Origin of the sequence: Streptomyces sp. NPDC012637 (genome assembly GCF_042954805.1) — a bacterium.
Classification (GTDB): Bacteria; Actinomycetota; Actinomycetes; order Streptomycetales; family Streptomycetaceae; genus Streptomyces.
Window position 1 is genome coordinate 413,250 of sequence record NZ_JBIBDS010000002.1, and the last position, 17,937, is coordinate 431,186.

Consider the following 17,937-nt stretch of genomic DNA (forward strand, 5'->3'; position numbering starts at 1 on the left):
GTCGATGGAGCGAATGATCGAAATTCCTTCCGTTCGATCATTTCGACTCGAACTGCTCTAAGGTCGGGAACGACCACCACCGCCAGGGGAACCGAGGGGACCACGCCGTGCGCGAGAGTGCTGCCGAACGACACGACCGACTGCTGGCCCTCGTGCGCGAGCGGGGCACGGCCCGGGTCTCCGACCTGGCCGGACTGCTCGGGGTCTCCCCCGTCACCGCCCGCCGGGACGTCGAGGCGCTGGCCGCGAGGGGCCTGCTCGACCGGGTGCACGGCCAGGTCTCCTGGCCCCGCGCGCCGGGCGCGCCGGGCGGCGTCACCGGCAGCGGGAGCGGCCTGGTCCTCGGCCTGCTCGCGCCCTCCGCCACCTACTACTTCGCCGAGGTCATCCGGGGCGCCCACGAGGCCGCCGCCCGGGCCGGCGCGCGGCTCATCCTGCGGATCTCCGACTACCGGCCGGAGGAGGACCGGGCGCGTACCGAGGGCCTGCTCGCGGCGGGCGCCGAGGGCGTGCTCGTCGCGCCCGGCTGGCGGGGCCCCGAGGACCGGCTCGCCTACGGCGACTGGCTGGCCGAGCTGCCGGTGCCGGCCGTGCTCCTGGAGCGCCGGGCCGCGCCGGGCACGCCGCTCGACGGCCTGGACCGGGTGTCCTCCGACCACGCCCACGGCGTGCTTCTCGCCCTGCGCCACCTGCTGGAACTCGGCCACGCGACCCCGCTCCTGGTGGCCCGGAGCGACAGCCCGACGGCCCTCGCGGTGCGCGCCGGGTACACCGAGGCGCTCGGCACGCTCGGCCTGGAGGCGCCGCGCACGGTGATCGACTCCGTACCGGCGGAGACCGACCCGGAGGGCTTCGAGCGGGCGGTGCGGGCGCTGCACGAGGCCGTGGCGTCCGGGCGCGCGAGCGCGGCGCTCGTGCACAACGACGTGGACGCGATCCAGATCGTGCAGCGGCTCGCCGAACTCGGCGTACGGGTGCCGGAGGACCTGGCCCTGATCGCGTACGACGACGAGGTCGCCGCACTCGCAGACACCCCGCTCACGGCGGTCGCCCCGCCCAAGCGGCAGGTGGGCAGGCACGCCACGGAGCTGCTGGTGGAGCGACTGGGCGCGGGGACCGGCGGCGACGAGGACGAGGCGGCCCGGCGGCATCTGAGCCTGCTGCCGCGGCTGCGGGTGCGGGACTCGTGCGGGGCCTCGCGAACGACCACGGTCTGATCCTTTTTCGATCAATCAATCTTTCGCTCTTGACTTCGCTCACGAACCGTCCCAGGATCACGGCCAACCCCGTCCACGCCCCGTGTCAGGAGCCGTGCCGTGAGCCGTACTTGGAGCAGTCGGAGCAGAACCACCCGTGTCATAGCCGGCGCCGCCACCGCCCTGGCCGTTCTCACGGCCTGCGGCGGCGGCGGTGACGACACCGCCAAGGGCGGCGCGGACGAGCCCGTCACCATCACCTTCTGGGGCTGGGCCAAGGGCTCCAAGGACGTGGTCGACGCGTTCAACGCCTCCCACGACAACATCCAGGTGAAGTTCGAGGAGATTCCCTCCGGCACCGCCGGCGGCTACGCCAAGATCTCCAACGCCGTGAAGGCGGGCAACGCCCCCGACCTCGTCTCCATCGAGTACGCCTCGCTCCCCGAGTTCGTCTCCTCCGGCGCGCTCCAGGACATCGGCGGCGAGTTCACCGAGCAGGACCGCGCCAAGCTGCTCCCGCAGGCCGTGGAGCTCACCACCCTCGGCGGCAAGAGCTGGGCGGTCCCCTTCGACGCCGCCCCGCAGGCGTTCTACTACCGCAAGGACCTCTTCGCGAAGTACCAGGTCGCCGTGCCCAGGACCTGGGACGAGTTCAAGTCGGCCGCGGAGAAGGTGAAGAAGGCCGACGCCAAGGCCCGGATCGCGACCTTCTTCCCCGACGACCCGACCACCTTCGAGGCGATGGCCTGGCAGGCCGGCGCCCAGTGGTTCAAGGCCGAGAACGACACCTGGAAGATCGACACGACGGACCCGGCCACCACCAAGGTCGCCGCCTACTGGCAGGGTCTCCTCGACGCCGACCTCGTCCACAAGGACGCCTCCTTCACCCCCGAGTGGACCGGCTCCCTCAAGAACGGCACCACCATCGGTTACCTCGGCGCCTCCTGGGGCGCGGGCGTCCTCAAGGGCACCCTGCCCGAGCAGAGCGGCAAGTGGGCCGTCGCGCCCATGCCGAACTGGGGAACCCCGGCCAGCGGCATGCTCGGCGGCACCTCCTTCGCCGTGACGAAGGGCAGCGGGAAGAAGGCCGCGGCCGTCGAGTTCGCCGAGTGGATGTCCACCACCGAGGCCGGCGTGAAGGCCCGTATCGCCTCGGGCACCTCCAGCGCCTTCCCCGCCGCCACCGCCCTGCGCCCGGTCGCCAGGTCCGTCTTCGACGCGAGCTACTACGGCGGCCAGGACATCTACGCGCTCTTCGAGGAGGCCGGCACCTCCATCGACGGCGACTGGGCCTGGGGACCGGCCACCGGCACCACCAACACCACCATCAAGGACCAGTTCGGCAAGCTCGGCAAGGGCGGCCCGACCATCACCGACGCCGTGAAGGCCGGCCACGACGCCACCGTCGCCGAGCTCACCAAGCGCGGACTGAAGGTCGAGGGCTGACCCGGTGAAGGCCCGCACCCGCGCGGCGGCGACCCTGCTGACCCCGTTCTTCCTGCTCTTCACCGCGGTGATGGTGGTGCCGATCGGCTACGCGGTCTGGCTCAGCCTCTTCACCGAGAAGCAGTCGGGGCTCGGCTTCGGCGGCGCCGAGACCGTCTTCAGCGGACTCGACAACTACACCGCCGCGCTGGGTGACCGGGCCTTCCGCGAGGGCTTCGGCGTGCTGCTCGGATACTGCCTGTTCTACATCCCGCTGCTGATCGCCGGGGCCCTCGGCCTCGCCCTGCTGCTCGACTCCGCGCTCGCCCGCGCCCGCCGCTTCTTCCAGCTCGCGCTCTTCCTGCCGCACGCCGTCCCCGGCATCATCGCCGCGCTGATCTGGGTCTACCTCTACACGCCCCAGCTCAGCCCGGTCGTCCAGGCCATGGAGGCCGGCGGCATCGGCTTCGACTTCTTCTCCCCCGAGGGCTCCCTGCCCTCCGTCGTCAACATCGCGCTGTGGGAATGGCTCGGCTACAACATGGTCATCTTCTACGCGGCGCTCCAGGCCGTGGACCGCTCCGTCCTGGAGGCCGCCACCGTGGACGGCGCCGGCGCCTGGCGCGTCGCCTTCAGCATCAAGGTTCCGCTGATCCGCGCCTCGCTCGTGATGGTCGGCCTCTTCACCGTCATCGGTTCGCTCCAGCTGTTCACCGAACCGCTCATCCTCGACAAGGGCACCGGCTCCGCCGTCACCTCCACCTGGACGCCCAACATGTACGCGTACACGGCGGCCTTCGACCGCAACGACTACGGCCTGGCCGCCGCGGCCTCGGTGCTGCTCGCCCTGACGGCCGCACTGCTCTCCTTCGCCGTCACCCGCCTGACCGGCCGCCGGACCCGCCGCAAGGAGAAGACGGCATGAGCAAGCCCCGTACGCCCTCCGTCTGGCTGTCGCAGACCGCGGTCAACGGCGCCCTCGCCCTCGCCGTCGTCTACATGCTCTTCCCGCTGGTCTGGCTGGTCACCGCCGCCACCAAGGACGCCGGCGGACTCCTCGCCGGGAACGCCTTCTCCTTCGAGGGCTTCGACCTCGGCGGCAACCTCTCCCGGCTCGCCGACTACAACGACGGCATCTACTTCCACTGGTACCTCAACAGCCTGCTCTACGCGGGCCTCGGCGCCCTCGCCTGCTCACTGATCAGCGTCGCCGCGGGATACGCCTTCGACAAGTACGAGTTCCGGGGCAAGGAGAAGCTGTTCGGCGTCGTCCTGCTGGGCGTGCTCGTCCCCACCACCGCGCTCGCCCTGCCCATGTACCTCCTCGCCAGCGAGGTGGGCATCGTCAACACCTACGCGGCCGTCCTGCTCCCCGTCCTCGTCAACCCCTTCGGCGTCTACCTCGCCCGGGTCTTCAGCGCCGGCTACATCCCCGACGAGGCCCTGGAGGCCGCCCGCATCGACGGGGCCGGCGAACTGCGCACCTTCTGGTCCATCGGACTGCGCATGGTCATGCCCGGCTTCGTGACCGTCTTCCTCTTCCAGTTCACCGCGATCTGGAACAACTTCTTCCTCCCGCTGGTGATGCTCTCGGACCAGAAGCTCTTCCCGCTGAGCCTCGGCCTCTACGCGTGGAACAGCAACGCCCACGCCGAACCCGACTTCTACCCCCTCGTCGTCACCGGATCCCTGCTCGCCGTCGTCCCGCTCGTCGTCGCCTTCGTCTCCCTCCAGCGCCACTGGAAGGCGGGCCTGACCGCCGGCAGCGTCAAGTGAGGAACACAGGTCCCAGGATGCACCCCGCCACTGACAACCACCCGACCACCGACGACCGCCCCTCCCTCCTCCTCGCCATGGGCCCCGGCGTGGCCGGACGCCTCCTCACCGAGGACCACCGCGCCCGCCTGGCCGCCCTCGCCCGCACCGACCCGCACCTCGTCGCCCACGACCTGACCGCGCGGGACCCGGCCGTGGCCGCCGCCCTCGCCGAGGCCGAACTGCTCCTCACCTGCTGGGGCGCCACCCCGCTCACCCCCGAGGTCCTGGCCCGCGCCCCGCGCCTCAAGGCGGTCGTCCACGCGGCCGGTTCGGTCAAGCACCACATCACCGACGCCTGCTGGGAACGCGGCATCCGGGTCACCTCGGCCGCCGCCGCCAACGCCCTGCCCGTCGCCGAGTACACCCTCGCCGCGATCCTCTTCGCCGGGAAACAGGTGCTGCGCTCAGCCCGGCAGTACGCCGAACTCCGCACCGACCAGGCCTGGCTCGCCGAGTCCGGCCCCTGGGGCAACTACCGCAGGACCGTCGGCATCGTCGGCGCCTCCCGCATCGGCCGCCGGGTCATCGACCTGCTCCGCCCCTTCGACCTCGACGTGCTCCTCCACGACCCGTACGTGACCACGGCACCGCCCGGCACCGAACTCGTGGACCTCGACGAACTGTGCGCCCGCGCCACGGTCGTCTCCGTGCACGCGCCCCAACTGCCGTCCACGTACCGCATGATCGGTGCCCGCCAGCTCGCCGCGATGCCCGACGGCGCGACCCTGGTCAACACCGCCCGCGGCTCCCTCGTCGACGAGGACGCCCTGCTGCCCCACCTGCTGAGCGGCCGTCTGCACGCGGTCCTCGACGTCACCGACCCCGAACTCCCCGCCCCCGACTCCCCCCTCTACAGCCTGCCCAACGTCCTGCTCACCCCGCACGTCGCCGGCTCGCTCGGCAACGAACTGCACCGGATGGCGGACCGGGCCCTGGAGGAGGTGGCGCGGTACGGGCGGGGCGAGCCGTTCGCGGAGGAGGTCCACGCCGCGGATCTGACCCGGTCGGCCTGACGGGGTCGGCCGGGCCCGGTCGGCCTGACGCGGTCGGCCCAGCCAATCGGACCTAGACTGGAGAGGTCCCAGCGGGTGCGGGGGATGGCTCCGGGAGACGCCATGAGCTTCGTACAAATCATCGACTGCAAGACCAGTCGGGTCGACGACCTGAACCGCCTCATGGACCGGTGGGTCGAACAGACCAAGGGCAAGCGCACCGCCACCCACAGCATCGTCGGCAAGGACCGCTCCGACGCCTCCCATGTCGTGGAGATCGTCGAATTCCCGTCCTACGACGTCGCCATGCGCAACTCGCAGCTCCCGGAGACCGACAAGATCTTCCGTGAGATGGTGGCGCTCTGCGACGAGATGCCGACCTTCACCGACCTGGACGTGGTGCGGGACGAGGCGCTGTACAAGGCCAACGCCCGGCGGCTGCTCGAGATGTTCGCGGACGAGCCGGAGCTGGCGCTGCTCGACGAGGTGCTCGCCGAGAGCTACCACGACCACGACCCGACCAACGAGCAGGACGTGATCGGGATGGACGCGGTCCGGCGCGAGGTCGAGATGTGGCGCGGTGGTTTCGACTTCGCCTTCACCGTCGACGACCAGATCGCCGAGGGCGACCGGGTGTGCACGCGGTGGACCTGGCGCGGCAGCCACACCGGCGACTTCATGGGCCTCCAGCCCACCGGCATGGAGGTCGGGATGACCGGCATGGTGGTCCACCGCTTCCGGGACGACGGCAAGATCGTCGAAGGATGGTGGCACTACGACCTGCTGGGCCTGATGGGACAGCTCGGCGCCGTGGAGGCCTGAGGGCCCCGGAGCCGGACGACACCGAGGCCCGGTGCTCCCGCGACGGGAGCACCGGGCCTCGGTGGTCGGCTACGGGCCTCAGTGGGAGTGGCCGTGGCCACCGTGGCTGTGGCCGTGGTTCTCCGGCTCCTCCTCCTTCTTCTCCACCACGAGGGTCTCGGTGGTGAGGAGCAGGGAGGCGATCGAGGCGGCGTTCTCCAGGGCGGAGCGCGTCACCTTCACCGGGTCGATGACGCCGGCCTTGACCAGGTCGCCGTACTCGCCGGTGGCGGCGTTGAAGCCCTGGCCCTTGTCGAGCTCCGCCACCTTCGCGGTGATGACGTAGCCCTCGAGGCCGGCGTTCTCGGCGATCCAGCGCAGCGGCTCGACGGCGGCGCGGCGGACGACCGCGACACCGGTGGCCTCGTCGCCGGTCTTGTCGAGGTTGCCCTCGAGGACCTTGACGGCGTGGACCAGCGCGGAGCCACCACCGGAGACGATGCCCTCCTCGACCGCGGCGCGGGTCGCGGAGATGGCGTCCTCCAGACGGTGCTTCTTCTCCTTCAGCTCCACCTCGGTGGCGGCGCCGACCTTGATCACGCACACGCCGCCGGCCAGCTTCGCGAGGCGCTCCTGGAGCTTCTCGCGGTCCCAGTCGGAGTCCGTGGCCTCGATCTCGGCCTTGATCTGGTTGACGCGGCCGAGGACGTCCTCGGAGGAGCCGGCGCCGTCCACGATCGTGGTGTCGTCCTTGGTGACGGTCACGCGGCGGGCGGTGCCCAGCACGTCCAGACCGGCCTGGTCGAGCTTGAGGCCGACCTCCTCGGAGATGACGGTGGCACCGGTGAGGGTGGCCATGTCCTGGAGCATCGCCTTGCGGCGGTCACCGAAGCCGGGCGCCTTGACGGCGACGGCGTTGAAGGTGCCGCGGATCTTGTTGACGACGAGGGTGGAGAGGGCCTCGCCCTCGACGTCCTCGGCGATGATCAGCAGCGGCTTGGAGCCACCGGACTGGATGACCTTCTCGAGCAGCGGCAGGAGGTCCTGGATGGAGGAGATCTTGCCCTGGTTGATCAGGATGTACGGGTCGTCGAGGACGGCCTCCATGCGCTCCTGGTCGCTCACCATGTACGGGGACAGGTAGCCCTTGTCGAAGGCCATGCCCTCGGTGAAGTCGAGCTCCAGGCCGAAGGTGTTGGACTCCTCGACGGTGATGACACCGTCCTTGCCGACCTTGTCCATCGCCTCGGCGATGAGCTCGCCGACCTGCTGGTCCTGCGCGGAGAGCGCGGCGACGGCGGCGATGTCGGACTTGTCGTCGATCGGGCGCGCGGTGGCGAGCAGCTCGTCGGAGACGGCCTTGACGGCGGCGTCGATGCCCTTCTTCAGGGCGGCCGGGGAGGCGCCGGCGGCGACGTTGCGCAGGCCCTCGCGGACCAGGGCCTGGGCGAGGACGGTGGCGGTGGTGGTGCCGTCACCCGCGATGTCGTTGGTCTTGGTCGCCACCTCCTTCACCAGCTGGGCGCCGAGGTTCTCGTACGGGTCCTCGATCTCGACCTCGCGGGCGATCGTGACACCGTCGTTGGTGATGGTGGGGGCGCCGAACTTCTTGTCGATGACGACGTTGCGGCCCTTGGGGCCGATCGTCACCTTCACCGTGTCGGCCAGCTTGTTGACGCCGCGCTCAAGGGCGCGACGGGCGTCCTCGTCGAACTTCAGGATCTTCGCCATGGGAGCGATTCAGCCCTCTCGGAAATCGTAGAAAAAACTGCGCCCCTGAACGCCCGCGGAGAAACCAGGGGGTCAGGGGCGCAGCTCAAAGCATCTGGTTCAGGTGCCTTGGTGACTTACTTCTCGATGATCGCGAGCACGTCGCGAGCCGAGAGGACGAGGAACTCCTCGCCGTTGTACTTCACCTCGGTGCCGCCGTACTTGCTGTAGAGCACGACATCGCCGACCTTGACGTCGAGCGGCAGGCGCTCGCCGTTCTCGAAGCGGCCCGGACCCACGGCGAGGACGGCGCCCTCCTGGGGCTTCTCCTTCGCGGTGTCCGGGATGACCAGGCCAGAGGCGGTGGTCTGCTCGGCGTCGAGCGGCTGGACCACGATGCGGTCCTCGAGCGGCTTGATGGCAACCTTGGAGCTGGTGGTCGTCACGATCCGACCTCCCCCTTCGGAGATCTCACGGGGTTAACTGTCTGAGGTGGCGACCAGGTGGATCCGTCGTCGCGGGTGCCGGACCTGCCCGTCGCTGTGTTGGCACTCTCCTGCGGGGAGTGCCAGAGCCGAGACTATGACCGCGATTAGCACTCGGTCAAGCGGAGTGCCAATTCACGACCCCGTGGCGTGACGGGCCGGTGCCGCTTCCTCCCGGAGAGGGGGAACGCTCGGGCGGATCTTGTGGTTCCGTACGAGCGGGCTCACCTTCTCCGCCGCCTTGCGGCCGAGACGTTCGATCGGGTCGACCGAGGAGGCGCAGGCCGGGACGGCGGCGAGCAGCGCGCCGGCCAGGGCCAGGGCGGCGGTGAGCCGGCGCGCGCGGCTCACACGTAGTCCTCGAGCTTCGCCACCGCGTACCCCTTGGCCGTGACGGTCTTCATCACCCTGCGGATCATGTCCGGCATGCTGCCCTTCCAGTCCTGCTTGCCCCGGAAGTGGGTGAGGATGATGTCGCCGGGGTGCAGGTCCCGGTCCCACTCGCGCCATTCCATGTGGTCGGGGAAGGCCTCGGACGCCCACAGCGGGACCGCCTTGACGCCGCAGGACTTCGCCGCGCGCAGGGTGTCCTCGTTGTAGTTGCCGTACGGCGGCCGGAAGAGCGGGGGCCGCTTGCCGTAGCGCTTCTGGATGACGTCCTGCATCCCGCAGATCTGCCGCTTCTGGTCGTCGTAGTCGAGACCGGGCAGATAGGGGTGGGTGAGCGTGTGGTTGTGCAGGGACACCCCGGCGTCCTGCATCTTCTCGAAGTAGCCGTAGTCGCTCTTCACCAGGTAGTTGCTGAGGAAGGCGCTGTACGGGATCTTCAGGTCGCTCATCATCCGCAGCAGCTCGGGGTCCTTCTCCGCGCCGTCGTCGATCGTCAGGAAGACGATCTTCTCCTTGGTCGGCACGGTGGTGAAGACCGGCGGCAGGCCCGTCCCCTTGGTCTCGAAGCCCTTGCGGGTGGTGATCCTCGGCTTCACCGCGGGCGGCTCGGGCGCTTCGATCGGCGGCTGGGCCAGGCCCCACTTCTTCGCCGCGGCGACCCTGGCGGCGCGCGCCTTGCGGACCCGCTGGACATACGCGTCGAGCGCGCCGGCCGCGCCCTCGACGCGCGGCTGCTGGCCCGCGGCCGGCTTGGCGGGGGCGGGCCGCTCCTCCGCGGCGGGCGCGGCGCAGGCGGCGCCGAGCGAACCGACGAGCAGGGCGGCCCCGAGCGCCCGCGCACCCCGGAAGAGGGGCTTCTGTTCCTTTTGTCTGACAAGCTGCATGGCGCCGCATCCTGTCAGCGGCGCGCCCGCCCGGGCCGCCGACACCACCGGCCGCCGTCCACCATCCCCCGGCCGGCCCGCACCCGTCCGGACCAGGGCCGGTCCGGCCCTGGTCCACCGGACGGGCCCGGGCGCCCCGGACGGGCCCGGGCGCCCCGGACGGGCCCGGGCGCCCCGGATGGGCTCCGGCACCACGGGACCCGCCAGAATGGGAGGGGTGACCGACCTCGCCGCCTTCGCCGCACTGCTCGCCCCCGAGGGGCAGGCCCTCCTCGACGCCCTGCGCGACTACGACCCCGCCCAGGAGCTGGCGGTCGCCTCGCGACTGCGCCGCGACCACCCCGCCGAACTCGTCTCGGCGGCGCTCGGGCAGGCCCGGTTGCGGCAGCGCGCGGTGGCCAAGTTCGGCTCCGAGGACGCCCACCGGATGTACTTCACGCCCAACGGCGTCGAGCAGTCCACGCGGGCGAGTGTCGGGGCCTACCGGGCGGAGCGGATGCGGGCGCTCGGCGTGCGCGGCGTCGCCGACCTGTGCTCCGGCATCGGCGGCGACGCCATCGCGCTGGCCCGCGCCGGGATCTCCGTCCTCGCCGTCGACCGCGACCCGCTGACCGCGGAGGCGGCCCGCGCCAACGCCGCCGCGCTCGGCCTCGCGGACCTGATCGAGGTCCGCTGCGCCGACGTGACGGAGATCGACACCAGCCCGTACGACGCCGTGTTCGTCGACCCGGCGCGGCGCGGCGGCCGGGGCCGCATCTTCGACCCCGAGGCCTACTCGCCGCCGCTCTCCTGGGCGGTCGAGGCGGCCCGCAAGGCACCGCACGCGGCCCTGAAGATCGCGCCCGGCATCCCGCACGAGGCGGTGCCGGAGGAGGCCGAGGCGGAGTGGATCTCGGACGGCGGCGACGTGAAGGAGGCGGTGCTCTGGTTCGGCACCGAGCCGGGCGCCCGCCGCGCCACGCTGCTGCCCGGCGGCGCGTCGCTCACCGGGCGCGGGCTTCCCGACCCGGCGGTCCGTCCCGTCGGCCGCTATCTGTACGAGCCCGACGGCGCCGTGATCCGCGCGCACCTGGTCGCCGAGGTCGCCGAGCAGCTCGGCGGCGGGCTGGTCGACGAGACCATCGCGTACGTCACGGCGGACGAGCTGCGGCCCACGCCGTACGCCGCCGCCTACGAGATCACCGACGAACTCCCCTTCAACCTCAAGAAGTTGAAGGCCCTGCTGCGCGAACGGGAGGTCGGCACGCTGACCGTGAAGAAGCGCGGCTCCGCCGTCGAACCCGAGGAGATCCGCCGCAGGGTGAAGCCCAAGGGCCCCAACTCGGCGACGGTGCTGCTCACTCGGGTCGCGGGAGCTCCGACGATGCTGATCGGGGGTCCCGCCGGCGTGTGACGGGGCCGGTGACCCGGAGCGCCAGGCGGTAGTGGGAGACGGCCTTGGTGAGCCCGATCAGGCCGTTGATCCAGAGGATGAGCGCGACGCCCATGCCGTACGCGACGAGGCCGTAGCCGCCGTCCAGGCCGATGCCGTCGGCGTCCCGTGAGGTGCCGGCCGGGACGGCGAAGCCCAGCCACAGGCCGGTGCCGCACATCACGGCGGACAGCAGCATCCAGGAGACGCTCAGGACCGGCGCCCGCAGCCGGGCGTCCGTGGGCCCGTGCCGGTCCAGCAGCGCCCACTGGACGAGCCGCTCGCGGGCGATCCGGTCCTGCCGCACCGACCGCACGGTCAGCCACACCGCCGGCACGAGCACGGCGATGCCGAAGGCGGCCACGATCAGGCCGACGAGCATCGCGATCGGATCGAGGATCGCACCGCCGAGCGAGGTGAGCAGCACCCCGACCATTCCCCAGCCGAGCTGGAGCATCAGGGTCGCGGAAAGGAAGAGCGCGAGCCGCCCGCCGCCGAGCAGCCGCCGCCCCAACGCGTCCAGCGCCGCCGCCCGGTCGGCGAGCCGCGCTTCCCGGTCGGGCCAGTTCCGGATCTCGGCGGGCGGGGGCGGCGGAGGCATCGGTATGCGCGGGGACATGGTGGGAAACCCTACCCAGACGCCCGCTGATCCCCTGTCTCCGGCCCGGGTTCACGAGCCCGTTCGCGCAGCAGGGCGCGCTCCCGCTCGTTGCGGGTGAGTTCCGCCGCGCGCGCGAACTCCGCCCGCGCTTCCTCCGCCCGTCCCAGCCGGTCGAGGAGGTCGCCGCGGACGCTCGGCAGCAGGTGGTAGCGGTCGAGGGCGGGTCCCGCGGCGACGGCGAGCGCGTCGACGAGGGCGAGACCGGCGGCCGCGCCCTCGGCCATGGACACCGCGACCGCCCGGTTGAGCTCGACGACCGGTGAGGGCGCGACGGCCGCGAGCCGCCCGTAGAGCGCGGCGATGGTGGCCCAGTCCGTCTCCTCGTAGGTCGCCGCCCGCGCGTGACAGACGGCGATGGCGGCCTGGAGGGCGTACGGACCGCCGGCGCCGCCCGCCGCGACGGCCCGCTCCAGGGCGGCGAGGCCGCGCCGGATCAGCAGGCGGTTCCAGCGGGCGCGGTTCTGGTCGGCGAGCAGCACCGGCTCGCCGCCGGGGCCGGTGCGGGCCGCCGTGCGGGAGGCCTGGACCTCCAGCAGGGCGGCGAGCCCGTGGACCTCGCCCTCCTTCGGCATCAGCGCGGCGAGCTGCCGGGCGAGCCTCAGCGCGTCCTCGCAGAGCGCGGGGCGCAGCAGGTCGTCGCCCGCGGTGGCCGCGTATCCCTCGTTGAAGATCAGGTAGATGACCTCCAGGACGGAGTCGAGCCGGGCCGTCCGGTCCGCCCCGTACGGCACCTCGAAGGCGACTCCCGCCCTGGCCAGCGAGCGCTTCGCGCGCACGATCCGCTGGGCGACGGTCGCCTCCGGCACGAGGAAGGCGCGGGCGATCTCGTCCGTGCGCAGCCCGCCGACCAGCCGCAGGGTCAGCGCCGTGCGGGCCTCGGCGGACAGCACCGGGTGGCAGGCGGTGAAGACCAGCCGCAGCACGTCGTCGTCGATGTCGCCGGGACCGGAGGGCTCGGGGTCGTACGACTCCTCCGTGAGCTCCCGGCCGGCCTCCGCGAGCTTCCGGGCGTACGTCTCGCGGCGGCGGACCAGGTCGACGGCCCGGTGCTTGGCCGCGGCCGTCAGCCAGGCGCCCGGCCGCTCCGGGACCCCGTCCCGCGGCCACTGCTCCAGGGCCGCGACGAGCGCGTCCTGGGCGATCTCCTCCGCGATGCCGATGTCCCTGACGATCCGGGCCACGGTCGCGACGACGCGGGCGGACTCCATCCGGAAGACCGTCTCCACCGTCTCTTCGACCGAGCCGCCGCGGGCCTGTGCCGTCACACCTCACATGACAGCACAGGGCACCGACAACGCGCCGGGACGGGCCCCGGCCCGGTTCAGTCGGCCGGCATCTCCTCGACCTCGCGGACCTCCAGGCCCACCTTCCAGTGCTTCGGGTGGACCTCCAGGAAGCGCTTCCCCCACTCGACGGCCTCGGCCATGTCCTTGCACTGCAGCATGGCGTAGCCGCCGACGACCTCCTTGGTCTCGGTGAAGGGACCGTCGGTGTACGAGAGCTTCCCGTCCGACCAGGTGATCCGGGTGGCCTCGGCGGTCGGCCGGAGCCCGGCCGTGTCCACCATGGCGCCCGCCTTGGTGATCTCCTCGAACAGCGCGCCCATGCGCTCCTCGAAGCCGGGGTCGGCCGACGCCATGTCGATGGTGTTCTCCTCGATGCGGACGAGGGAGAGGTAGCGGGGCATGGTGACTCCTCGGGGTGCGGGTGGCGGGGCCGTTCCCCGCCTTCCACTCATACGTCGAACGGGACGACCCCGCATCGACACCCCTCCGGAATCTTTTTTCGAGGGGGTCAGACGTAGTCCTCCAGACGCGCCACCGTGAAGCCCTGCTCCTGGATGTGCCGGAGCAGGTTGGTCATCATCTGGGTCATCGTGCGGCCCTTGAGCTCGGACGGGCCGCGGAAGTGGGCCAGGATGATGTCGCCGGGGTGGAGCTTCCGGTCGCCGCGCTGGTACTGCATGTTCTGGATCTGCATGGACTCGCGCCACAGCACGATCGCGTCCACGCCGCACTCCTTCGCCGCCGCGCGCGTGCCCTCGTTCCAGTTGCCGTACGGCGGGCGGAAGAGCCGCGGGCGCTCGCCGTATCGTTTCGCCAGCTTCTCCTGCTGGCCGCAGATCTCCCGGCGCTGGGCGTCCTGGGAGAGGGTGCGCAGGTTGGGGTGGGTGAGGGTGTGGTTGGCGAGGCCGTGGCCCTGGGCGACGAGCGGCGCGAAGTACGCGTAGTCGGCGCGGATCGCGGAGTCGGTGAGGAACATCGTCACCGGCACCTCGAGGTCCCGCATCATCGCGACGAACTCGGGGTCCTTCTCGGCGCCGTCGTCGATCGTGATGAAGACGATCTTCTCGCTGGTCGGGATGTCGCTGATGACCGGGACCGGGCCGCCGGCCGCCCGCGTGCCCGGCTTCTTCGCGGGCGGGGCGGGCGGCTCCGCGAAGGGCTCCAGGCCCCACTTGCGGTACGCGGCGGCCCGCTGGTCGGGCGCCGCCGGTGCCTCCGGGGCCTTGTCGCCGGCCGAGGGGGCCGCGGAACCGGAGGCCGGGGCCGTGCGGTCGGGAGCGTCGGCGTCGGCCGTCGACGTGCAGCCGGTCGCGAACAGAGCAACGGCGGTCAGCGCCGCCCACAGCGCGAGGGTCTTCTTCACGCGCTGTGGGATGCCCGATCCGGACGAAAGGTTGCTCCCGGTACGACTATCCGACTGATTCGAAGCGCCATCGGTGGACCGGACGGGTGACCAGACCCGCGTCCGGCTCCGGCAGCTCCGGCAGCTCGGCGCCGAGCCCGTCCGCCGTCTCCCACCAGGTGAGGACGAGGACCCGGTCCTGCGGCGCGCGGAAGGTCTCGCGGCGCAGCGGCTCGGCGGGGAGCCGCTGCGCCCGTGCCCAGTCGAGGAGTTCGGCACCGCGGCCCTCGGCCGCGCGCGCCTCCCACATGAGGGTCACCGTCGTCGACGACGTCACGAGTACAGGTTCTCCTTGCTGACCTCGTGCACGTGGTCGTGGTCGTGGACGTGCGCGCCGGGCACGTGCGACTCGGTCACCGGCAGCGAGGAGTCGGCCGACAGCTCCAGGTCGGAGGCCGACCGCCCGCGCGCGACCATCTCCGCGCCGAGCGCCGCGACCATCGCGCCGTTGTCGGTGCACAGGCCCGGCCGCGGCACCCGCAGCCGGATGCCGGCCCGCTCGCAGCGCTCCTCGGCGAGGGCCCGCAGCCGGGAGTTCGCGGCCACGCCGCCGCCGATCATCAGGTGGTCGACGCCCTCGTCCTTGCAGGCCCGGACGGCCTTGCGGGTGAGCACGTCGACGACCGCCTCCTGGAAGGACGCGGCGACGTCCCGTACGGGCACGTCCTCGCCCGCGTTCCGCTTGGCCTCGATCCAGCGGGCCACGGCCGTCTTCAGACCGGAGAAGGAGAAGTCGTACGCCGGGTCCTTGGCGCCGGTCAGACCGCGCGGGAAGGCGATCGCCGCCGGGTCGCCCTCCTTGGCGAGCCGGTCGATGACCGGGCCGCCCGGGAAGCCGAGGTCGAGCACGCGGGCGATCTTGTCGAAGGCCTCGCCCGCGGCGTCGTCGATGGTCGCGCCCATGGGCCGCACGTCGGAGGTGATGTCGCTGGACAGCAGCAGCGAGGAGTGCCCGCCGGAGACCAGCAGGGCCATCGTCGGCTCGGGCAGCCGGCCGTGCTCCAGCTGGTCGACGCAGATGTGCGAGGCCAGGTGGTTGACGCCGTACAGCGGCTTGCCGAGGGCGTACGCGTACGCCTTGGCGGCGGAGACGCCGACGAGCAGCGCGCCCGCGAGGCCGGGACCGGCGGTGACGGCGATGCCGTCGAGGTCGCGCGCGGTGATCCCGGCCTGCTTCAGGGCGCGTTCGATCGTCGGGACCATGGCCTCCAGGTGCGCGCGGGAGGCGATCTCGGGCACGACGCCGCCGAAGCGGGCGTGGGTGTCGACGCTGGAGGCGACGGCGTCGGCGAGGAGCGTCGTGCCGTGGACGATGCCGACACCGGTCTCGTCGCAGGAGGTCTCGATGCCGAGTACGAGCGGTTCGTCAGCAGCCATCGGAATCAGTCTCAGTTTCAGTCTCAGTTGCTTGAACGGTGTGTCGCATCACGAGCGCGTCCACGTTGCCGGGCTGGTAGTAGCCCCGGCGGAAGCCGATCGGCGCGAAGCCGAAGCGCTCGTAGAGCTTCTGGGCCCGGGTGTTGTCCACGCGTACCTCGAGGAGGACCTCCTCGCACTCGAACGCGGTCGCGGCCTGGAGGAGGTCGGTGAGGAGCCGGGCGCCGAGGCCGGTGCCCCACTGGTCGCGGGCGACGGCGATGGTCTGCACGTCGCCGAGTCCGCCGGCGGCGGCGAGCCCGGCGTAGCCCACGACCCGGCCGTCGGCCGGGTCCTCGGCGACGATGTAGTGGCGGGTCGCCCGCGGCCCGCGGGCGTGCGCGAGCTCCGACCAGAACATCCCCTCCGACCAGGCGTCCTCGGGGAAGAGCTCGGCTTCGAGCGCGAGCACGGGCTCCAGGTCCCACCAGCGCATCTCACGGAGCACGGTCGTCACTTCGGGGTGACCACCTTGTAGTTCTTCGGCACCTGCGCGTCGGGGCGGCGCAGGTACATCGGCAGCGGGTCGAGGAAGCCGGCCTCCGCGCCCTCGCCGGCCGCGGCCAGCTTCTCGGCCGCGAGGGCGGCGAGCGCGGCGGCCGACTGGTGCTCGGGCTCGCGGGCGTCCGGGAACGCCTCCGGGTAGAGCCGGGCGCCCGCGCCCACCACCGGCAGCCCGGCGAGCTGTTCGGCGATGTCGGCGGGCCGGTCGACGGAGGCATCCGAGACGCGCGTGCGGGAGTCGTCGTACCGCGCCCAGTAGACCTCCTTGCGGCGCGCGTCCGTGGCGACGGCGAAGGGCTGGTCGAGCCCGGCGGCGTAGGCGAGTCCGTCCAGGGTGCACAGGCCGTGCACCGGCACACCGAGCGCGGAGGCGAAGGTGGCGGCCGTGACGAGGCCGACGCGCAGTCCGGTGTACGGGCCGGGACCGACGCCGACCACGAGACCGGTCACCGCGTCGAGCTTCAGCCCGGCCTCCTTCAGGACCCGGTCGACGGCGGGCAGCAGCAGCTCCCCGTGCCGGCGGGCGTCGACCTGGCTCGACTGTGCGACGACGGTCTCCCCGTCGTGGAGGGCGACGGTGACGGCGGGTGTGGCGGTATCCATGGCGAGCAAGAGCACGCGAACAGCCTACGGCGCCCGAGCGGCGGGGCGTGTCCGTCGGGCTGCGCCCCGCTCGACCCGCGCGACGGCTGCTACGGTCGGGCACCGATACGTAGGTACGACAGAAGGTGGGCGCGCGGTGGCAAGGAGCAGCTCGGGATTCGTGGCCGGGCTCACCGTGGCGGCCGTCGCCGTGATCGGCTTCCTCGCCTATCAGGCCTCGGCCACCGCGCCGTCGCCGGCCGAGCTGGCGGCGAAGCCGTCGAAGACGAGCACGGCGCCCTCGGCCGCGCCGAGCGGGAAGCCGGCGCAGCCGGCGAAGGACCCGCTGGCACTGCCCGTGAACTCCGGTACGGGCGAGCGCGTGGTGTACGCGCTGAAGGACCGGCGGGTATGGCTGGTCGACGCGAAGAACCAGGTCACGCAGACCTTCTCGGTGATGCCCAGCACGGTCTCGCCGCCGCCGGGCAGCTACGCGGTGACCTCGCGGTCCGGCGCGGTGCGCGGCTCGGACGGCGTGCAGATCGAGCACGTCGTCCGGTTCGCGACGGTGCAGGACGTGTCGATCGGCTTCAGCGCGGCGGTGGACGGCTCGACGCCGAACCCGGACCCGACGAAGCGGACCGGCGGCATCCGGATGAAGCGCGCCGACGGCGACGCGATGTGGCGGTTCGCGTCGATCGGCTCGAAGGTCGTCGTCGTCTCGTAGGGCCGGACCGGGGCCCGGGCGGCGGCGCCGGCCCGTGCGGAGCCGGGGCTCAGGCGGCCTCGTCGTGCACGAGCGGGGGCACGGCCCCGCGCCCGTCGTCCGCCGTGGCGCCGGGCTCGCGCGGCGGGGTCGAGACGGCGCTCGCCGCGGCGCAGGAGGCCAGCAGGTCGCGCATCGAGACCATGTCCGGCACCGCGTCCGGGACCGTGTCCGCTGTGCGTTCCGCGCGCTCCGGCGTCGCCATGCC

The 17,937-nt window shown here is 72.2% G+C and carries 21 protein-coding genes; 8 read left to right on the forward strand and 13 right to left on the reverse strand.

From position 1 onward, the window contains the following. The first annotated feature begins 107 nt into the window (after positions 1-107). From ACFY8W_RS09925 to ACFY8W_RS09950, 6 genes are all read left to right on the forward strand, one after another. Positions 108-1,217, forward strand: coding sequence for a substrate-binding domain-containing protein (locus tag ACFY8W_RS09925; protein ID WP_391102600.1), 1,110 nt, complete (start codon positions 108-110; stop codon positions 1,215-1,217). A 99-nt stretch (positions 1,218-1,316) separates the two neighbouring features. Further along, a complete protein-coding gene (locus ACFY8W_RS09930) occupies positions 1,317-2,642 on the forward strand; it encodes an extracellular solute-binding protein (protein ID WP_391102603.1) in 1,326 nt (441 codons plus the stop codon). A gap of 4 nt (positions 2,643-2,646) precedes the next feature. Continuing rightward, the gene (locus ACFY8W_RS09935) at positions 2,647-3,546 is read left to right on the forward strand and encodes an ABC transporter permease subunit (protein ID WP_391102606.1); all 900 of its coding nucleotides are present in this window, start codon (positions 2,647-2,649) and stop codon (positions 3,544-3,546) included. Continuing rightward, positions 3,543-4,397 (forward strand): ABC transporter permease subunit, encoded by an 855-nt coding sequence (locus tag ACFY8W_RS09940; RefSeq protein WP_391102609.1) that lies wholly within the window; start codon positions 3,543-3,545, stop codon positions 4,395-4,397. The genes ACFY8W_RS09935 and ACFY8W_RS09940 overlap by 4 nt, the downstream gene beginning before the upstream one ends. Positions 4,398-4,414: 17 nt before the next feature. Next, positions 4,415-5,452: an NAD(P)-dependent oxidoreductase gene (locus tag ACFY8W_RS09945; RefSeq protein ID WP_391102610.1), complete on the forward strand. Its 1,038-nt coding sequence runs from the start codon at positions 4,415-4,417 to the stop codon at positions 5,450-5,452. Positions 5,453-5,554: 102 nt separating this feature from the next. Beyond that, on the forward strand, positions 5,555-6,253 hold the full coding sequence (locus tag ACFY8W_RS09950) for an ester cyclase (RefSeq protein WP_391102613.1): 699 nt from the start codon (positions 5,555-5,557) through the stop codon (positions 6,251-6,253). 78 nt (positions 6,254-6,331) lie between these two features. On the opposite strand, the gene groL is transcribed toward ACFY8W_RS09950, so the two are convergent. The 4 genes from groL to ACFY8W_RS09970 all read right to left on the reverse strand — a co-directional run bounded on the left by groL (position 6,332) and on the right by ACFY8W_RS09970 (position 9,701). Then, positions 6,332-7,963 carry a chaperonin GroEL gene (gene groL, locus ACFY8W_RS09955; protein WP_391102615.1) on the reverse strand — a complete coding sequence of 544 codons (1,632 nt, stop codon included), beginning with the start codon at positions 7,961-7,963 and terminating at the stop codon, positions 6,332-6,334. 116 nt (positions 7,964-8,079) lie between these two features. Continuing rightward, a complete protein-coding gene (gene groES, locus ACFY8W_RS09960) occupies positions 8,080-8,388 on the reverse strand; it encodes a co-chaperone GroES (protein WP_057584642.1) in 309 nt (102 codons plus the stop codon). A 174-nt stretch (positions 8,389-8,562) separates the two neighbouring features. Beyond that, on the reverse strand, positions 8,563-8,778 hold the full coding sequence (locus ACFY8W_RS09965) for a hypothetical protein (protein WP_391102617.1): 216 nt from the start codon (positions 8,776-8,778) through the stop codon (positions 8,563-8,565). Continuing rightward, complete coding sequence (locus ACFY8W_RS09970; RefSeq protein WP_391102619.1) at positions 8,775-9,701, reverse strand: polysaccharide deacetylase family protein; 927 nt, start codon at positions 9,699-9,701, stop codon at positions 8,775-8,777. The genes ACFY8W_RS09965 and ACFY8W_RS09970 overlap by 4 nt, the downstream gene beginning before the upstream one ends. Before the next feature lie 208 nt (positions 9,702-9,909). Here ACFY8W_RS09970 and ACFY8W_RS09975 point away from each other — a divergent pair, with 208 nt between their 5' ends. Then, positions 9,910-11,094 carry a methyltransferase domain-containing protein gene (locus ACFY8W_RS09975; RefSeq protein ID WP_391102621.1) on the forward strand — a complete coding sequence of 395 codons (1,185 nt, stop codon included), beginning with the start codon at positions 9,910-9,912 and terminating at the stop codon, positions 11,092-11,094. On the opposite strand, the gene ACFY8W_RS09980 is transcribed toward ACFY8W_RS09975, so the two are convergent. The 8 genes from ACFY8W_RS09980 to tsaB all read right to left on the reverse strand — a co-directional run bounded on the left by ACFY8W_RS09980 (position 11,039) and on the right by tsaB (position 16,999). After that, the gene (locus ACFY8W_RS09980) at positions 11,039-11,731 is read right to left on the reverse strand and encodes a hypothetical protein (RefSeq protein ID WP_391102622.1); all 693 of its coding nucleotides are present in this window, start codon (positions 11,729-11,731) and stop codon (positions 11,039-11,041) included. The genes ACFY8W_RS09975 and ACFY8W_RS09980 overlap by 56 nt on opposite strands. Positions 11,732-11,742: 11 nt before the next feature. After that, positions 11,743-12,981, reverse strand: coding sequence for a DUF6596 domain-containing protein (locus ACFY8W_RS09985; protein WP_391103851.1), 1,239 nt, complete (start codon positions 12,979-12,981; stop codon positions 11,743-11,745). Positions 12,982-13,094: 113 nt separating this feature from the next. Beyond that, positions 13,095-13,460 carry a YciI family protein gene (locus ACFY8W_RS09990; protein ID WP_386863952.1) on the reverse strand — a complete coding sequence of 122 codons (366 nt, stop codon included), beginning with the start codon at positions 13,458-13,460 and terminating at the stop codon, positions 13,095-13,097. A 107-nt stretch (positions 13,461-13,567) separates the two neighbouring features. Further along, a complete protein-coding gene (locus ACFY8W_RS09995) occupies positions 13,568-14,422 on the reverse strand; it encodes a polysaccharide deacetylase family protein (RefSeq protein ID WP_391102624.1) in 855 nt (284 codons plus the stop codon). Positions 14,423-14,468: 46 nt separating this feature from the next. After that, complete coding sequence (locus ACFY8W_RS10000; protein ID WP_391103853.1) at positions 14,469-14,711, reverse strand: hypothetical protein; 243 nt, start codon at positions 14,709-14,711, stop codon at positions 14,469-14,471. 23 nt (positions 14,712-14,734) lie between these two features. Beyond that, the gene (tsaD, locus tag ACFY8W_RS10005) at positions 14,735-15,838 is read right to left on the reverse strand and encodes a tRNA (adenosine(37)-N6)-threonylcarbamoyltransferase complex transferase subunit TsaD (RefSeq protein ID WP_391102626.1); all 1,104 of its coding nucleotides are present in this window, start codon (positions 15,836-15,838) and stop codon (positions 14,735-14,737) included. After that, positions 15,828-16,313: a ribosomal protein S18-alanine N-acetyltransferase gene (rimI, locus tag ACFY8W_RS10010; protein ID WP_391103855.1), complete on the reverse strand. Its 486-nt coding sequence runs from the start codon at positions 16,311-16,313 to the stop codon at positions 15,828-15,830. Before rimI ends, tsaD begins: the two co-directional genes overlap by 11 nt. Positions 16,314-16,330: 17 nt before the next feature. Continuing rightward, positions 16,331-16,999: a tRNA (adenosine(37)-N6)-threonylcarbamoyltransferase complex dimerization subunit type 1 TsaB gene (gene tsaB / locus ACFY8W_RS10015; protein ID WP_391102628.1), complete on the reverse strand. Its 669-nt coding sequence runs from the start codon at positions 16,997-16,999 to the stop codon at positions 16,331-16,333. Positions 17,000-17,120: 121 nt separating this feature from the next. Here tsaB and ACFY8W_RS10020 point away from each other — a divergent pair, with 121 nt between their 5' ends. Beyond that, positions 17,121-17,690, forward strand: a complete 570-nt coding sequence (locus ACFY8W_RS10020) for a L,D-transpeptidase (RefSeq protein WP_391102630.1) — start codon at positions 17,121-17,123, stop codon at positions 17,688-17,690. Positions 17,691-17,739: 49 nt separating this feature from the next. On the opposite strand, the gene ACFY8W_RS10025 is transcribed toward ACFY8W_RS10020, so the two are convergent. Further along, positions 17,740-17,934: a hypothetical protein gene (locus tag ACFY8W_RS10025; protein ID WP_391102632.1), complete on the reverse strand. Its 195-nt coding sequence runs from the start codon at positions 17,932-17,934 to the stop codon at positions 17,740-17,742. Between the last annotated feature and the right edge of the window lie 3 nt (positions 17,935-17,937).

Excerpts from the sequence above, each read along its gene's own strand:
- ACFY8W_RS09940 (WP_391102609.1), top strand. The coding sequence starts at position 3,543 with ATGAGCAAGCCCCGTACGCCCTCCGTCTGGCTGTCGCAGACCGCGGTC.
- ACFY8W_RS09950 (WP_391102613.1), top strand. The coding sequence starts at position 5,555 with ATGAGCTTCGTACAAATCATCGACTGCAAGACCAGTCGGGTCGACGAC.
- ACFY8W_RS09970 (WP_391102619.1), bottom strand. The coding sequence starts at position 9,701 with ATGCAGCTTGTCAGACAAAAGGAACAGAAGCCCCTCTTCCGGGGTGCG.
- rimI (WP_391103855.1), bottom strand. The coding sequence starts at position 16,313 with ATGCGCTGGTGGGACCTGGAGCCCGTGCTCGCGCTCGAAGCCGAGCTC.
- ACFY8W_RS09975 (WP_391102621.1), top strand. The coding sequence starts at position 9,910 with ATGGGAGGGGTGACCGACCTCGCCGCCTTCGCCGCACTGCTCGCCCCC.
- ACFY8W_RS09980 (WP_391102622.1), bottom strand. The coding sequence starts at position 11,731 with ATGTCCCCGCGCATACCGATGCCTCCGCCGCCCCCGCCCGCCGAGATC.
- ACFY8W_RS09945 (WP_391102610.1), top strand. The coding sequence starts at position 4,415 with ATGCACCCCGCCACTGACAACCACCCGACCACCGACGACCGCCCCTCC.
- groL (WP_391102615.1), bottom strand. The coding sequence starts at position 7,963 with ATGGCGAAGATCCTGAAGTTCGACGAGGACGCCCGTCGCGCCCTTGAG.
- ACFY8W_RS09985 (WP_391103851.1), bottom strand. The coding sequence starts at position 12,981 with ATGGAGTCCGCCCGCGTCGTCGCGACCGTGGCCCGGATCGTCAGGGAC.
- ACFY8W_RS10000 (WP_391103853.1), bottom strand. The coding sequence starts at position 14,711 with ATGTGGGAGGCGCGCGCGGCCGAGGGCCGCGGTGCCGAACTCCTCGAC.
- ACFY8W_RS10025 (WP_391102632.1), bottom strand. The coding sequence starts at position 17,934 with ATGGCGACGCCGGAGCGCGCGGAACGCACAGCGGACACGGTCCCGGAC.
- tsaD (WP_391102626.1), bottom strand. The coding sequence starts at position 15,838 with ATGGCTGCTGACGAACCGCTCGTACTCGGCATCGAGACCTCCTGCGAC.
- ACFY8W_RS09990 (WP_386863952.1), bottom strand. The coding sequence starts at position 13,460 with ATGCCCCGCTACCTCTCCCTCGTCCGCATCGAGGAGAACACCATCGAC.